Genomic DNA, 16,259 nt, shown 5'->3' with positions numbered 1-16,259 from the left:
CAGCTACTCAGTAAAGGACTGCCTTGTTTCAGTATTCTAGTACAGTAGTACAAGAAAAACAAGGGTTAGGCAACTGACTGTCGTCCATCGATACAATTTCGAGCCATTCTTCGTTGTCATGTGTGTCAGCACCAATCAATTAAAGCTAAGTAAGCATAAATGATCATAGCGTTGAATAGTAACTCGAGCTATTGAACCGCTATGCCATCTGTTATAGACACCTCTCACCGTAAATTTATAATTACCCAAAAATATTCATATAAATTCAGCATATTAATTATTGCCAAATTGTTAATACTTCGTTATTATGCCCCACATAATTAAATCATTATCATTATCATTAACATTAATGATGTTATTCGCATATCAGCTTGAATATATAAAAGAAGATGTAGTTTAAAGGGTAGTGTCATAAGAGACCGTTTATCGACGGCTTAAAAATTCTAATAGTAAATAAAGTGAGTGTGTTATGCGTGAAGTGAAGTTATCTAGCCCATTGACTGTGCTATCTGTAGGCGTGGCAGCGGTATTGTGGACACAAGCGGCCAGCGCTGCTACGGCAGATGATATGCCAAATACCACACTACAGACTATTACTGTTACGGCCAATAGCTCGGTACGCGATAGTGTGCAAGAGGACTCTGTCTATATAGATGACTATACCCCAGCTGCTCAAGCAAGCCATTTGAGTGATTTTTTAGATGTGGTACCAGGAGTAGATGTAGGCGGTACTTCATCAGTCAATCAGCGCATACGTGTGCGTGGTCTTGATGATACCAATCTAAAAGTCACTATCGATGGTGCCCGTCAAGAGGGTGCGCTGTTCTATCATATGGGCGATGTCACTATTGATCCAGACTTGCTCAAGCAAGCAGAAGTGTCAGTGGGTAATAACTCAGTAACGCTTGGCAACGATGCCATCGGCGGCGCGGTTGCTTTTGAAACCGTCGATGCAGCGGACCTGCTCAAGCCTGGTCAAACAGTAGGCGCCAAAATCCACGCAGGCTATGGCAGTAATAACGATGAGCTGTTGACCTCGGCGACCGTCTATGGCGCCCCAACAGAAAACATCGACTTACTTGCTTATTATGGCAAGCGTGATGCCAATGCTGGCGAAGATGGTAGCGGCCGCAAAATTCAAACCGAAGACAGCGAAGGCGAAAACATTCTTCTAAAAGCAGGCGCATATGTTGGTCAGGATCATCATGTGGGTGCTAGCTTTAGCCGTACCGAAAACAAAGGGCTATTCCCATTACGTCCAGATTTCCCTGCTGGCGGTTGGAACCCAATCCTGCCGCAAGAAGTCAAACGCGACACTTACGCGCTCGATCATACTTATAATCCTGCCAATCAATTGGTTGATATAGACACCAATGTCTATCAGACCAGCACGCAGATCTTACGTAACTCTGATGGCGAGCCTGGGTTCGAGTTTGATGCAGAGGTCAAAACCACTGGCGGAAAAGTACAAAACACCAGTATTGTTGATAGCAGCATCATTGATGGTATCAAAGGCACTCATAAGCTAATCGCAGGTGTTGAGCATTACAAAAAAGAATCTGAGATGTCACGAGACTTTGCAGATGCTAGCACCGACGAAGCAACCAACACATCAGTATACTTAGAAGACCAATGGCAAATCGGCAAACTTAGCTTAACGCCAGGCGTTCGTTACGACCGCTACGAGTCTCCTGAGTTTGTATCGGCAGGCAAGACTTATGACAATGTCGTTGGCGCATTGGCTGCTAGCTATGAGATTGCACCACACACTCAGCTATTTGCAAGCTATACCCAGTTGTTTAATGGTCCAGACCTGAGCCAAACGATCTTCAATACTGATGGTGCTGGCACCTATGTCAATGATGATCTAAAAGCAGAAGAAGGCGACAATGCCGAAATTGGTATCGCAACGACTTTGCGTGGTCTAACGACAGCAAATGATTCGTTGAAGTTAAGCGGTAAGTACTTTGAAACCAATATCGAAAACTACATCGAGTTTGTACGTGCTGGCGGTAGCAGAACTGGTCTGAACTGTACGACGGGACAGTTGGGTACGAGCGCTGCTCCTGAGCTGTGTCAAGGCGTTATTAATAACGACGAAGATTTCAAAATCAAAGGCGTGGAGCTATCAGCGGATTATAGAGTAGATAACTTCAATATGGGTCTAAGCTATGCGCGTGCACGCAGCAAGGGCGAGGATACTGGTTACAACATCGCTTCAGTGAGTGGTAGTGGCTCTGAGTCTGGTGACAAGTATATGGTCAACTTGGGCTATGCACCAACTGATACTACTGAGCTTGGCTGGCGCAGCACTTACGTCGCTTCAGTGACGCCGGACACCGCGGGCGATGACAACGAAAAACCAAACTATGACGTGCATGATATCTTTATGAGCTATACACCAACTCAAGTTGAAGGCTTAAAAGCCACGCTTGGGGTATACAATATCTTTGATGAGACCTATGCCAGCCACGCATCACGTAACTCTATAGATGATGACTATACTGACTTTGAAATGGGACGCAACATCAAAACCTCATTAACGTATCAGTTCTAATCTCGCTTATCTGGTTTAATTTAATACAAATCTAATCGTATCAATAGAGTCAGCTGTCTATATATGGGAGCTGACTTTTTATTGTGGATAGGTTTTAAATTATCACAACAGCGATGACGTATTCGCTAATGAGCACTCGCTGATAAGTGCTTATTGATAAGTACCTACTAAAATAATATATGAATAAAGAATAAAAACCCATGAATTCACTCAATCCGCGCCAAGTCTGTTTATGGATTCACCGTTATACTGGGCTTGCTATGGCAGCCTTTTTGATCATTGCCAGCATCACTGGAACATTACTGGCGTTTCATCATGAGCTTGATGATGTATTCAATCGCAAGCTGGTCAATATTGACACCCAAAAGTCACCGCTTATGTCTATCGCAGCGCTGCATGACAATGTTGTAGCGAGCTACCCTGCGCAAAAGTTCTCCAGTATGCCCACATCTATAGAACCCGATAAGGCGGTTGTGTTTTCGGTCGATAGGAGCCGAGGCAAGGGCGGCAATAAACCAAAATCAGCATTCCAAGAAGTGTATATCAATCCCTATACTAGCGATATCATTGGCACGCGTGACAAAGACGCGTGGGCATGGAACAACACCATGTGGAAGGTGTTTTGGTTACACCGCGACTTACTGCTTGGTGATATTGGCAAATGGGTGCTGGGTATTGTCTCATTGGTCTGGACGATTAACTGCTTTATTGGTTTTTATCTGACTTTTCCACGAGCCATCAAACCATCCAAAAACAGGCCGCCATCTAATAAAAAACGGGCGTCATTCCTTAAGCGTTGGCTACCTGCTTGGAAGATTCGTCGCAAGACCAATACCTTTAAGCTCAATTACGATTTGCACCATGCGTTTGGGTTATGGCTTTGGGTCATGTTGTTCGTCATCGCATGGTCGAGCGTCGGCTTTAATCTAAAATCCGTCTATCAACCAGTGATGCAAGCCGTGGTCGGGCTAACACCAAGAGAGGGCCGACCAACCTTTAAGCCTGAGCAGAACAAATCAGCGGAGCAGCAGGGTAGAACAGAGAGGACGACACATTCGAATACTTCTGTCAGCAATAGTACAAATAACGCGAATATAAGCACGCAAGTTGTCAGCAAGTCCAATAGCATTGCCTATCTAAGCACACAAGCCGAAATTGCTGCTCAGCAGAATGGTGTATTGGTACAGCAGCTATTAGGTATCCGCTGGGTTGAAGAAGACAAACAATGGCAGATGCGCTTTAAAACAAATAAGGATATTGGTGAAAAAGGTGGGGCTTCATCTATCACGGTTGATGCGGCGACAGGCAAGGTTGAGCGTGTCAATTTTGGGTATCAAACTACTTTTGGCACTAAGGCAGACCAATGGTTATCTACCTTGCATATGGGGCATATCGGTCAAGGCTGGGGACATAGACTGTACCAAGTATTCTTGGCGATGATTGGGCTGGCCGTAGCAGTACTGTCAGGGACAGGGGTCTATCTGTGGTGGAAAGGTCGACAACAGCGTTTAAAGGCATTGCAAAAAAGTAAATAGTGGTTATCACTGAGATGTAAGGTCAGTACGTTTGATAGGCCACATATAATACCGATACAGATGTAGCGGTATGCGTACTGACAGGATATCGAGCCGTCTGATTACTGAGTACTCAAGTGCCAGTTTCTAAACAATCAACTACCAGTCTCTAAACTGTATCGACAATTACGGGACGACCTTGATGGCTTAGGACCGTAACATCGACGTTGTACAGATCTTTCATTGTCTCTTGGGTAATAACCTCAGCAGGACGACCGATAGCGGTCACTTGACCTGATTTCATCGTAACCACCGTATCGGCAAACTGCGCTGCTTGGTTGATATCATGCAGGACGATTACTACGGTTTTTTGCTGGGAATGGCTAAGCTGACGCAGCTCACGCATGAGGCGACCAGCATGGTACATATCTAGGTTGTTGAGTGGTTCATCAAGCAGCAAATAGGGTGTGTCTTGACAGACAATCATGGCAATCAGCACGCGCTGACGCTGTCCACCTGATAGCGTTGACAAAAAACGCTCGGCAAGGGGTTCAAGCTCAAAGCGCTCGAGGATCTCTTGGACTTTTTGCACATCGTCTGCGGTTGGTTGTCCTTGATGATAAGGGTAACGACCAAACATCAATAGCTCGTGTACGCGTAGGCGTCCTTGTACTTGATTGTCTTGTCCGAGCATGGCAACGGTCTTGGCAAGCGTACGTGCCTGACAGCTGGCAATATCATGCTCGCCAAAGCTTACTTGTCCAGACTGTAGTGGCTGCAGGCGCGCCATGACCGAAAACAATGTCGATTTGCCCGCTCCGTTAGGGCCAATCAACGCAATGACCTGCGCAGTAGGCAAGGACAGCGTGATGTCATGTAGAATTTGCTGCTTACCAATATGGTGAGAGATGTTATTTAGTCGAATCATAATGCGTCTTATCTCAAAAAGATCTTAGGAGCTTCTTTGTTAACAGTATTGGCTAATCGATCAGGACGTACGGCGCTGAGACATAAATATCAATGCCAAGAACACGAGGCCACCTGCCAGTTCTATGACGACGGACAATACGCCTGCCATGTCTAGCACTTGCTCAAAAATAGTCTGCCCCAGTACTAAGCAAATCATAGCAACCAAGCTCACCAATATCAGCCGCTCACTATGATACATATGACGAGCCATACGATTGGTCAGCGCACAGACCAATAGCCCAAAGAACGTCACTGGACCGACCAATGCGGTGGCAGTAGCGACCAGTACGGCAATGACCGTCAATAAACCAAATGCCAGACGCTGATAATTAATCCCAAGATTGATGGCTTGTGACTGACCGAGCATCAGGACATCGCATTGATAGCGCCAGCGCCAGACAAATACTGCCGTGATGGCACAGATAACCAGGCTAATGCCAAGCAGTTGCGGATTGACCGTGTTGAACTGAGCATAGCTTGCGGATTGTACGACTATAAAGTCATCTGGGTTTATTAGCCGTGCAATGAGCGCTGATAAACTGCGAAACAACACGCCAAAGATAACGCCCACCAGTATCAAGCGCGTCAAATCCTGACTGCTCTTAGAAAATAGCAGCTTAAATAATAACAAAGACGCCCCAAACATTAGGACAATCTCTAGCGTAAATTTGGCGATAGGGTCAAGACTGGTAAAACTAATCGCACCCAAAAAGAACACTAGCAAGCTTTGCAGCAGCACGTAAAGTGAGTCAAACCCAAGTAAGGAAGGCGTTAAAATAGGATTGTGGGTCAACGTTTGAAACAGCAGGGTTGATACGCCAATGGCATAGCCAACCACCATCAATGCCAACAGTTTCTTGCCCCGTAGTGGTAGCGCAAAATCCCAGTAGCCATTAACATTTAACGTCAAAAATAAAGTTATGGAGATCAGTAGGGTGACAGCTGCTATAGACTTTGGATGCGCCGCTATGAATGCCCAAAATTTTGCCAACTGACCTTGTGCAGCGGCTGAATACTGACCATTTGCTAAAGATGAGTTATCTATCGCGGTGCTGGTTTTGGTAGCATCAGTCTTGATGGAAGTAAGCTTAGTCGATGAGAACATACAAAATCCTATGGTGCCAAGCCTATCTAGTAATAAAAAATAAGCGATGGTCATTCAGCTTTTAAGGCATTGAGCACTTAGTATTAAATCCGCTATCGCCCAGATGGCGCACGTAATAACAGCCACAAAAACAGCACCGTACCCACCACGCCAAAGACCGTGGCGACAGGGACTTCAAACGGATAGCGAATAGAGCGACCGATAATATCGCAGAGCAATACCGCTGAAGCACCGAGTAGGGCAACGGCTGGCAAGCTGCGACGTAATTTATCACCCATCAGACGACTGACGATATTAGGTACGATTAAGCCAATAAAAGGAATCATACCCACCGTCACGACGACAACAGCGCTCATCATCGCGACCATTCCCACACCGATCCATGTAACCTGCCGCTTGCTGATACCTAGGTTCAGCGCGATATTGTCACCCAGTCCGATGATGGTTAGTTTGTCTGCGATAATATAAGCGAGCACACACAGACCGCCTGTGAGCCATAGCAGCTCATAGCGACCTGCTAATACGCCTGAGAAATCACCAAACTGCCACACGCTGAGCATCTGTAGCGATTCAGTTTGATAAGCAATGAATGTCGTCACCGCCTCGATGATGCCGCCAAAGACAATCCCAATCAGCGGAATCATCAAAAAATCAGTCGGCGGTATACGATGAATCAGTAGCATAAAAAGCATCATACCGACTACTGCGGTCATGGTCGCCACGCCCATTTTTATAATGAGTGCACTGGCAGGAAATAGCAGACTGACCACTAGCAGTCCAAGCGCCGCACTTTGGGTGGCACCAACCATAGATGGCTCTACAAAACGGTTCTTTAGCACCACCTGTATGATCATCCCAGCCACGGCCATCGCAACACCAGTCAAGATAATTGCAATGGTGCGTGGTATACGGCTGACTATCAGTAGTGAGCTGTCGGAGTTGGCACTATGGCTAATGATACTTTGCAAAATACCTGACCACGAAAAGTCCGCTACCCCAATGGATAAGCTCATCAGCACCAAAAGCCCCATAACAATGAGGCTTGCGGTATTTATTAACCATGGTGGTATGGCAGCACGTCGAGCTTCTGTGCCTAGGTTGTGGCTGGCACTTCTTTGCCAAGATGATGTTGGCAAAGAAGTGTTAGGTTTGAGCCTAGCGTGAGTACGGTGTGAAAATAACGACATAATCTCTACTGGCTAAAGAATAAAAGATCATTGCAGTGACTATGATTAGTAATTATGATTAGTGACTGACTAAACATGGACGACTGATTGAAAATGAACGTCTAATTAACCGTTATTTGGCGCTAGCAAAAGCACCTTTAATAGTGGTCAGATCTTGCATCCATTGATAGTAGCCACCAAACGCAAGGTAAGAGTCTGGGCTGAGATAGACTACCTGCTGCTTACTCCACGCATTGGTTTGGGCGACCAATGGATTATCCAATACGGCTTTGGCACCAATACCGTCTTCGCCAATTGCTGCACTACGGTCGATGACAAACAACCAATCTGGATTGGCTTTTTGCAAGTATTCAAAAGATATTGGCTGACCATGAGGCGCATCAGCAATTTGGTTGTCTGCCATTGGTACGCCTAGCACAGTATGGATAAAGCCATAGCGAGACTTGTCGCCATAAGCAGACATCTTGTTGCCATTGACCATAACGACCAGACCAGTACCTTTGTTTTCTTCGGTGAGGCTATTGGTTTCGTCGATGAGGTCATCTATGTTTTGTTGTAGTGTGGCCGCCTGATCGCTTTTACCAAACAAAGCACCCAAGTCATGCAGGCGCTGCTTACTGGACTCATAGATATTGGCTGTATCAATACTCATATCCAACGTCGGCGCGATGCTGGATAACTCATCGTATTTTTCTGCCATACGTGAGCCGACCAAAATAGCTTGCGGGCGCATCGCATTCAATGCTTCAAGATCTGGTTCAAACACCGTACCAACTGACTTTGGCTCAGGCTGCGTATCGGACTGTAAGTTATCCAAAAGCATCCCGCCAGGCATCCCGTCAACAGCCACGTCCAGCGCCGCCAAATCCTGCATCAACGTCATGTCGTACACGACAAGTGGTGATGGGTTGATGGGCATCTCGACATCGCCTTTTACGGTATTTACCGTAATCTTTTCGGCAGAGACCGCATCGTTACTAGCGACATTTGATGATTCATCAGCCGTCTGGTTGGCAGTGTTGGCATCGGCTGGCTCAGAATCATTGGCTTCGTTTGAGCTACAACCTGTCACGCTGATAGTAGCGATTAAAGCGGTGATCGTAGCTGTTAATAATGGACGTTTAAAAAAAGGGCTGGTAGGGCGTGTTGATAGTGAACGAATAGACATAATGGACTCGGGATATCAGATGTTTGGGTGATTTTTCAGTAAGATAATAATGATTATTGGCTAATAAAAATATAGAACAATAACAAGTCACTACTGGGCGTAGACTCAAAATTTCCCAATAGCGTACCTGTTCCTATCTCTACTCAATTTCTTTACTTAATATTGTTGTTATAAATTGAGCACGGTTACAGTTATCGTCTTACGAAAATATATGGATAATAAAACAGCCGTTATGATAAATTAATTGAGACTCATTATCAATAAAAATGATAATGGTTTTTATTACCAATAAATGATTGCCTAAAAAACAGGCAGCTGCCCAAAAAGTGAGCTGCTAATGTCACGTTCCGATAGGGGTATTTGCTTACTCAAGGTTGGATATAACTGGAGTACATAGCCAAAGTAAATGCTTTAGTCAATTATAGGGCGGTGTGTAGAGAGCTGAATGAATATGGCTCTGAGGAGAAAATATTGTAAATTATTATTGATAATAATTATCGTTTGCATTATTATCTACGCCATTCCGTCTTGGACAATAAATATTAGGCTGTTATGAGTTCAACAGAGTTAGACGCGCCGCCAATCAGATCGATACTGTTAGCCATCATCACAGTGGTAGGGTTACATCTGCTGACAGCATTTGCATTGGTAACCATAAAAACGCCTACAATAAAACCTGAGCCAGAAACAGAGACACCACCTGTTGAAATTCAGTTTGTGACGTTACCTACCAAAAGCGCAGCGCCCAAAGCTGAAGTATTGCCACAAGAAGTCAGCGTCCAAAAACCAGCGCAACCAACAGTAGAACCGCAGCCTACAACACCGCCTAAAGCTGAGACGCTGCCTAAACAGCGTGTAAAGACACCTATAGAACCTGTTGTGAAAAAGAAAGTACCTGAAGCGGTTCCTGTTATCGCAACAGAGCAGAATGCTCCTGACAGCAGTCAAAAACCTCTGCCAGAACAAGCAGTGCCAAAAAAGATAAGCCCAGAACCGATAGTTGATACGTCAGCTGCTGATGAACGTCGCAAAGAAGCTGCCGCGCAAGCAAAAAAAGCCGCTCAAGACGCTGAAGCAAAAGCGGCTGAAATCGAAAAGGCTAAACTCAAAGAAGCTGAGCTCAAAGCCGTAAAAGCCGCCCAAGAAGCCAGAAGCATTGCAAATGCCAAAGCCGCTGCACAAGCAAAAGCTGCTAGAGACGCAGCCGAGGCGGCTGCAAGAGCGAAAGCCGAGGCAGAGGCTGCCGCTGCAGCTCAGAGTAACGAGCCAGTGAGCTTTACTGCTAGCGCGGCCAATTGGGCGTCTGCACCAAACTTCAGTTTCCCTGAGCGTGCGGCACGTCGCGCCCGATCAGGGGATACACTAAACGTGGTTTTAGTATTGCGAGTCAATAAGCAAGGCGGGATAGACAGTGTTAGCGTTGCTCAGTCTTCAGGTAACTCACTGCTAGATCGAGAAGCCCAGCGTCAGGTACGTTCTGGCAAGTTCAAACCCTTTACCAAGAATGGTGTACCGGTCGTGGGTAATGTAACTTTGCCGATCAGCTACGCGGTTCCTTGATGGTTTATATTTTATAACAACGTATTTATTGATAATCTTTCATAATAAGACTAAACATGATACTTATCTCAGTAGCATGTGCTTGCATTACACATTAAGGAGTCTGACATGGACTTTATGCAATACTGGCAAATCAGCGACATGGTGACAAAAACATTGTTCTTTTTGTTGCTTGCGTTATCTATTCTCTCTTGGGTGACGGGTATCGTACGTGTGCTGCAAAGCCGCAAATTGGCAAGCAGTGTGGCAGACGACTTGAGCCAACAGTTGCAAGCTAGGCAAGCTGACTTGGTCGGCTCTGATTCGGCGGCTCGACGTTTGATTACTGAGCAGACACTGCTCAAGCACATAGGTCGCTATCGTTTTGCTAGCGAGCGTGGTTTACCTATTCTCGGTACCACGGCCGCCATCGCCCCATTTATTGGACTGTTCGGGACCGTATGGGGTATCTTTCATGCGCTACACAATATTGGCATGAGTGGGCAGGCAGGACTAGGACAAGTTGCAGGACCTGTTGGTGAGGCACTGATCATGACCGGTCTAGGTATTGCTGTCGCCATTCCAGCTGTCATATTTTATAACGTAGCGGTACGGATCAATCGCCGCATCATGTATCAAGCCAACGATAGAGCACATGACCTACTGGCAGTATCTGCCGATACGAATGCTAGCGTAACATCAGTGCAAGCCGCAAAAACCAGTCGCTCAAATACGATCGAAACAGCAACCAACGCTCAGCAAACCAATCACTACAATAGCTCAGTGCCAGAACAGCTATAAGAAGTATTGAGATACGGGATATAAATGTGAAAGCAGCGTGGTATTTGGGTGTAAAGCACAAATGCTAAACAGCGAATAAGTACGGCGCAGCCTTTTAGCAGTATGAAAATAAACACAAGTATTGAGAATAATTATGGCATTTCAATTGGGTGATGATGATGTACGCAGCATGGATGAGATGAACCTTATCCCGCTCATTGATATCATGCTGGTATTGATGATTATCTTTTTATTGACCGCAACCGTACTGAACCCGACGGTGCCTTTAGATCTGCCAAAAACCAGCGCTGAGGTCAGTCAGACCCCGCCAGAAGCCATTCAGATCAGTATTGATAAGGATGCAGGACTATTTTGGGACAGCGACCCAATCAGTATGGAAGCGCTAGAGACGCGTCTACAACAGCAAGGCGCAACCGACGAAGATACCCCAGTACAGTTGCGTGCAGATAAAGAAGGCAAATACGATACGGTCGCTCAAGTCTTGGCAGCGGCAAGTAACGCTGGACTGACCAAAATTGCTTTCGTCAATGAATAGTCTTGGTGCTCAATAGTGGCAGGTAGGAAGTAGACACTATACTTATAAGGGCTATCATGCTCACAAAAGCTATAGCTATTTGTGCATCATAGTTGTGGCTCATGATGTCTATAAGGCGCAATATCTATAAAACAATGTCGATAATAAAGTGCCGTATCGATGCCGTAGTGTTTAGTGACAAATCACATAGCTATAGCAAAAAGCGGGCTAGATAGAACAAAAAGCCAATCAGTAGAACGACCATAACCGCAATAAAAAGAACAATTAAAATAATAAGTTTTTCTCCAACCTCATTGACGACTTAAACCTCAAATTAAGTCATCAGTGAGGTTTTCTTTTTACTAGCCATTTACCAGCCATAACCAAATGGGCGATAGCCGTAGCCGAAGACCCCATGTCCATAGCCAAATGGGTAAGGCGAGCGCAAGTAGTCTAGATCGCGCTGACGAATATAGTAGTAGCGCCCTTGAGAGTAAGCCTCTTCTAATTTCTCGATACCCTCTAGTGGACAGACAGGCTGCCAATCATAGCCTTCGCGGCCGATTTTATAGGCGTTCAGCTCGGTACAGTAGTTTTTGAGTCCTTGCTGTCGCCCTTGCTCCCACTGTATGCGATTGGGACTAGCGCCGCCTATGCTAGTGCAGCTGTTGGTATAGTGACCGAAGTGAGCACCTGAGCGCCCTTGTAGACCATCAGCATAACCAACGTCCTGCCAGTTACTGCTTTGACATTGTTGGAGCGTCAGGTTTTGGGTGGTGGCACAGCCCGATAGTGTTAGTACAACGGCACCGAGCAATGACAGGCTCATACCCGTTTTGCTCATAAGTTTACTGGTCAGCTTGCGAGCGTTACTAGCATTAGAAGCGCTCGATGCGTTCGACTTGATAAGATAATTCATAATAAACCTGCGCGCGTTTAAAATTATGGTTTATCATAGCACTTTTTTGCGCCGACCACGTTTCGTATCTGGTTTTTGTATAGGACTATGATACGTATATCTACGTATGCTAAATAGTTGATTTAACAGTGTAATTAATGAATAGGTAGTGAGGTGTGACGCTGTCTGTTGCGCCATGGATGAGCTACTATGCTTGATTTTTCAGGGTTTGGGCTCATTATAAGCCTTGCTATAACGTTATCTGTTATTCGGTATTGAGCAGATAGAACAGTACGACATTGCTTATGCGCTAGCTATTTATAAGACAATAGTTTTTACGCTTTGCACAGACAGTAGCGCGCAGTGGTTACACTTATAGTGTTTAGCTTCACTTTTATTTAGTCAAAAGGTCAGAGCATCATGGGAACATTGATTGGTATTGTCATTGTACTATTCGTATTAGGGAGTATGATGGCGCTCAAACCGAACGGTATCGATCAGCGTTTGGATAAGCTGCGTATGACCGCGCGCCGGTTAGAGTTAAACCCAAAGCTCGTTACTTGTCCTGATTGGATCAAGGGGAAGGATAATGAGTATGGTCGCGGTATGCTGGGGCAGTATTGCCTGATATTAGAAGAGACCAAGCTGCCGCACACCCGTTATCAGGTGATTGACGGACAGTGGCGCCCAGACAGCAGCTTTGTCGATACCAGTACTGATGACAAGATACTAACGATTCCAAGTGCCATTCGCTCTACTCAAAACAAGAACGTAACGGTCAGTAAGACCAATTTTAGTCTGGACAAAGCGTCATTAGATTTGCCAGTAAGTATTGAGCCGTTTGTCAAAGGGCTATTGACCAAAGCAAATAGTATTGTCATCTATTGGGAAGACGTTGCGTATGTGCGTCCATCATCTAATCCTGCGTACCAGCAAAAAATGATTGAGGCAGATCTGTTAGTGCTCAAAGCAAACCTTGAAAAATGGGCATTACAAATGCAGCAGCAGTCATAAACCTAGGAAAGTATTTGTTTGTCTCCATTAAGAGCAATATATATGCGATTCGTCATATTCAATTTATTTAAAGTTGACATTTTGACGCTTAGCAGTGTAACGTCTTTATAACTATATCTTTATTTTATGGTTATAATTTGTTTTATAACCTTTTTTATTAGCAGCACTTATTACTATAAATCGCTGAACCATAGCAAAACTATGAGTATCTGCTTCCATAAATCACCGTGCTGCTAAATTTACTTTTAATCTACTTATATTATGGTGTCGTCAAATATGGCAAAAACCACAACCAAAAAAGCCACAGCATCGACTGCTGATAGCCCAAAGGGCAAGTCTTTGGTGATTGTAGAATCACCAGCCAAGGCAAAAACGATCAATAAATACCTTGGTAATGACTTTGTTGTACGTTCAAGTATCGGTCACGTCCGTGATTTGCCGGTCAGTGCAAGTAAGAGCGCAAAGAAAGCGACGACTGCTAAAAAAGATGACAGTCTGACCAAAGAAGAAAAAGCACAGCAAGCACTGGTACGCCGTATGGGCGTAGATCCAGAGCATGATTGGGCGGCAGTCTATGAAGTGCTGCCCAATAAAACCAAAGTCATCAAAGAGCTCAAAGCACTCGCCAAAGACGCTGACAAAATCTATCTGGCAACGGATATGGATAGAGAAGGGGAAGCGATTGCTTGGCATCTAAAAGAAGTCATCGGCGGTGCTGATAGCAAATACCAGCGTGTGGTGTTTAACGAGATTACCAAATCTGCCATCCAAAATGCCTTTAAACAACCATCAAAGCTCGATATCGATCGTGTCAATGCGCAGCAAGCGCGCAGGTTCTTAGACCGTGTGGTTGGCTTTATGGTATCGCCACTGTTATGGCAAAAGATTGCTCGCGGACTATCAGCAGGTCGTGTACAGTCAGTCGCCATGCGTTTGGTCGTTGAGCGTGAGCATGAGATTCGTGCGTTCATTCCAGAAGAGTACTGGCAGATTCATGCGGATACGCATATTGCTAATGACAAAGCCAAGAAAACCTCAGACGCTGAGCAAATCGGTATACGTTTAGAGGCAACCAAACAAGGCGGCAAAACTCTAAAACTTGGCAATAAAGAGCAGACCGATAAAATCTTAGAGATACTCAAAGCCAGTGACTTTATTGTCAAAGAGCGTGAAGAGAAGCCAACGCAATCGCGTCCAAGCGCGCCTTTTATCACCTCAACTTTGCAGCAAGCCGCCAGTACGCGTTTGGGATTCTCTGTCAAAAAGACCATGATTTTGGCGCAGCGTCTGTATGAAGCGGGGCATATTACTTATATGCGTACCGACTCGACATTCTTGTCTGGTGATGCACTTGCTGCGGTCCGCGGTCATATCGAAGACAGCTATGGCGCAAAGTATGTGCCAGAAAAGCCAAACTTCTATGGCAACAAGCAAGGCGCACAAGAGGCGCATGAAGCGATTCGTCCCTCTAACGTCAACATGAAATCAACGCAGCTTAAAGGCGTGGAGCGTGATGCTATTCGTCTATATGAGCTGATCTGGCGTCAGTTTGTGGCGTGTCAGATGCTACCTGCCAAATATCTATCAGTGAACCTGTTTGTTGGTGCCGATGACGTCGAGCTAAAAGCCCGTGGTCGTACCATGGTGTTTGATGGCTATACAAGAGTGATGCCACCAGCCAAGACTGACGATACCTTACTGCCCGATGTCAAAAAAGGCGATAAGTTAAACCTAGATAAACTAGATCCAAGTCAGCATTTTACCAAGCCTGCGCCTCGCTATACCGAAGCGAGTCTGGTCAAGGAGCTTGAGAAAAAAGGTATCGGTCGTCCATCGACTTATGCTTCAATCATCTCAACCATTCAAGATCGCGGTTATGTGAAGCTTGAGAATAAGCGCCTGTTTGCCGAAAAAATGGGTGATATCGTCACGGATAGATTGACGGCTAGCTTCCCAGACTTAATGGACTATACCTTTACTGCGGCGTTAGAAGACAAGCTCGATCATGTGGCAGAAGGTGATCAAGATTGGAAAGATGTGCTCGACAATTTCTATGGCGAGTTCAAAACAACGCTTGAGCGTGCCAAAGAAAAAGACGGTATGCGTCCAAATGATCCGACTGATGTGCCAGATGTTCATTGTGATATTTGTGATCGTCCGATGCAGCTGCGTACAGGTTCAACTGGTGTATTCTTAGGCTGTACGGGCTACAACTTGCCGCCAAAAGAGCGCTGTAAAGGCACCAAAAACTTGATGCCTGTTGAAGCGTTTGCCAACTTGGATGATCCAGAAGGTGATGATGAAGCGGCAGAAGTTAAAGATTTGATGGAGAAAAAACGCTGTCCAAAATGCGGCACAGCGATGAATGGTTATATCGTTGATGGTGGTCTCAAATTACACATTTGTGGTAATAATCCTGATTGCGATGGCTATATCTTAGAAGAAGGTAAATTTGAAGTACCCGGCTCAGATGCGCCAACCATCGACTGTAACAAGTGTGATGGGCAAATGGAGCTAAAGACAGGTCGCTTTGGTCCTTACTTTGCTTGTCAGAATTGCGATAACACACGCAAGGTACTAAAGACAGGCGAAGCTGCGCCGCCGCGTATGGATCCAATCCATCTCCCAGAGCTAAAATCAACCAAGCATGATGATTATTTCATCTTGCGTGAAGGAGCGGCTGGCATGTTCCTTGCGGCTTCTAAGTTCCCCAAAGTGCGTGAGACCCGCGCACCAAAGCTCGCTGAGCTACGTGAAATAAAAGATAAAATGGAAGACAAGTTCCAATATCTGTTTGAGGGACCAGATGAAGATCCTGAGGGTAACCCAACCATCTTGCGCTGGTCACGTAAGAAAAAAGAGCAGTATATCGGCTCTGAAAAGAATGGCAAAGCCACACGCTGGGGTGTGTACTGGCGTAAAGGTGAATGGGTAGAAGAATAAGTTTTTCTATCGAGCATAAAAAAGACCTCTTAGATGCTAAGAGGTTTTTT

12 protein-coding genes are annotated in these 16,259 nt (G+C 45.4%); 7 read left to right on the top strand and 5 right to left on the bottom strand.

The window, feature by feature from the left end:
- Positions 1-469 precede the first annotated feature (469 nt).
- Both NJD71_RS07370 and NJD71_RS07365 read left to right on the top strand, forming a co-directional pair.
- Positions 470-2,557 (top strand): TonB-dependent receptor domain-containing protein, encoded by a 2,088-nt coding sequence (locus NJD71_RS07370; RefSeq protein ID WP_319051298.1) that lies wholly within the window; start codon positions 470-472, stop codon positions 2,555-2,557.
- 200 nt (positions 2,558-2,757) lie between these two features.
- A complete protein-coding gene (locus tag NJD71_RS07365; RefSeq protein WP_319051297.1) occupies positions 2,758-4,092 on the top strand; it encodes a PepSY-associated TM helix domain-containing protein in 1,335 nt (444 codons plus the stop codon).
- A gap of 148 nt (positions 4,093-4,240) precedes the next feature.
- On the opposite strand, the gene NJD71_RS07360 is transcribed toward NJD71_RS07365, so the two are convergent.
- The 4 genes from NJD71_RS07360 to NJD71_RS07345 all read right to left on the bottom strand — a co-directional run bounded on the left by NJD71_RS07360 (position 4,241) and on the right by NJD71_RS07345 (position 8,500).
- Positions 4,241-4,999 carry an iron ABC transporter ATP-binding protein gene (locus NJD71_RS07360; protein ID WP_319051296.1) on the bottom strand — a complete coding sequence of 253 codons (759 nt, stop codon included), beginning with the start codon at positions 4,997-4,999 and terminating at the stop codon, positions 4,241-4,243.
- Positions 5,000-5,059: 60 nt separating this feature from the next.
- Entirely contained in the window at positions 5,060-6,145 is a 1,086-nt protein-coding gene (locus NJD71_RS07355) for an iron chelate uptake ABC transporter family permease subunit (protein WP_319051295.1), read from the bottom strand.
- Between the two features lie 92 nt (positions 6,146-6,237).
- Positions 6,238-7,332, bottom strand: a complete 1,095-nt coding sequence (locus NJD71_RS07350) for an ABC transporter permease (RefSeq protein WP_319051294.1) — start codon at positions 7,330-7,332, stop codon at positions 6,238-6,240.
- A 112-nt stretch (positions 7,333-7,444) separates the two neighbouring features.
- Positions 7,445-8,500, bottom strand: coding sequence for a siderophore ABC transporter substrate-binding protein (locus NJD71_RS07345; protein ID WP_319051293.1), 1,056 nt, complete (start codon positions 8,498-8,500; stop codon positions 7,445-7,447).
- 552 nt (positions 8,501-9,052) lie between these two features.
- On the opposite strand from NJD71_RS07345, the gene NJD71_RS07340 reads away from it, so the two are divergent.
- The 3 genes from NJD71_RS07340 (at position 9,053) to NJD71_RS07330 (ending at position 11,375) form a co-directional block, all read left to right on the top strand.
- Entirely contained in the window at positions 9,053-10,060 is a 1,008-nt protein-coding gene (locus NJD71_RS07340; RefSeq protein ID WP_319051292.1) for an energy transducer TonB, read from the top strand.
- A gap of 108 nt (positions 10,061-10,168) precedes the next feature.
- A complete protein-coding gene (locus NJD71_RS07335) occupies positions 10,169-10,840 on the top strand; it encodes a MotA/TolQ/ExbB proton channel family protein (RefSeq protein ID WP_319051291.1) in 672 nt (223 codons plus the stop codon).
- A 133-nt stretch (positions 10,841-10,973) separates the two neighbouring features.
- Positions 10,974-11,375, top strand: coding sequence for an ExbD/TolR family protein (locus NJD71_RS07330; RefSeq protein ID WP_319051290.1), 402 nt, complete (start codon positions 10,974-10,976; stop codon positions 11,373-11,375).
- A gap of 349 nt (positions 11,376-11,724) precedes the next feature.
- Here the strand turns inward: NJD71_RS07330 and NJD71_RS07325 are convergent, their stop codons facing one another.
- Entirely contained in the window at positions 11,725-12,273 is a 549-nt protein-coding gene (locus tag NJD71_RS07325; RefSeq protein WP_319051289.1) for a DUF2799 domain-containing protein, read from the bottom strand.
- 399 nt (positions 12,274-12,672) lie between these two features.
- Between NJD71_RS07325 and NJD71_RS07320 the strand changes: the two genes are divergently transcribed.
- Together NJD71_RS07320 and topA are read left to right on the top strand one after the other, a co-directional pair.
- On the top strand, positions 12,673-13,266 hold the full coding sequence (locus NJD71_RS07320; RefSeq protein WP_319051288.1) for a hypothetical protein: 594 nt from the start codon (positions 12,673-12,675) through the stop codon (positions 13,264-13,266).
- A gap of 276 nt (positions 13,267-13,542) precedes the next feature.
- Positions 13,543-16,209, top strand: a complete 2,667-nt coding sequence (topA, locus tag NJD71_RS07315) for a type I DNA topoisomerase (RefSeq protein WP_319051287.1) — start codon at positions 13,543-13,545, stop codon at positions 16,207-16,209.
- Positions 16,210-16,259: the final 50 nt, after the last annotated feature.

Origin of the sequence: Psychrobacter sp. PP-21, assembly GCF_033790785.1 — a bacterium.
Taxonomy (GTDB): domain Bacteria; phylum Pseudomonadota; class Gammaproteobacteria; order Pseudomonadales; family Moraxellaceae; genus Psychrobacter.
This window is presented reverse-complemented; position numbering and strand designations above follow the sequence as displayed.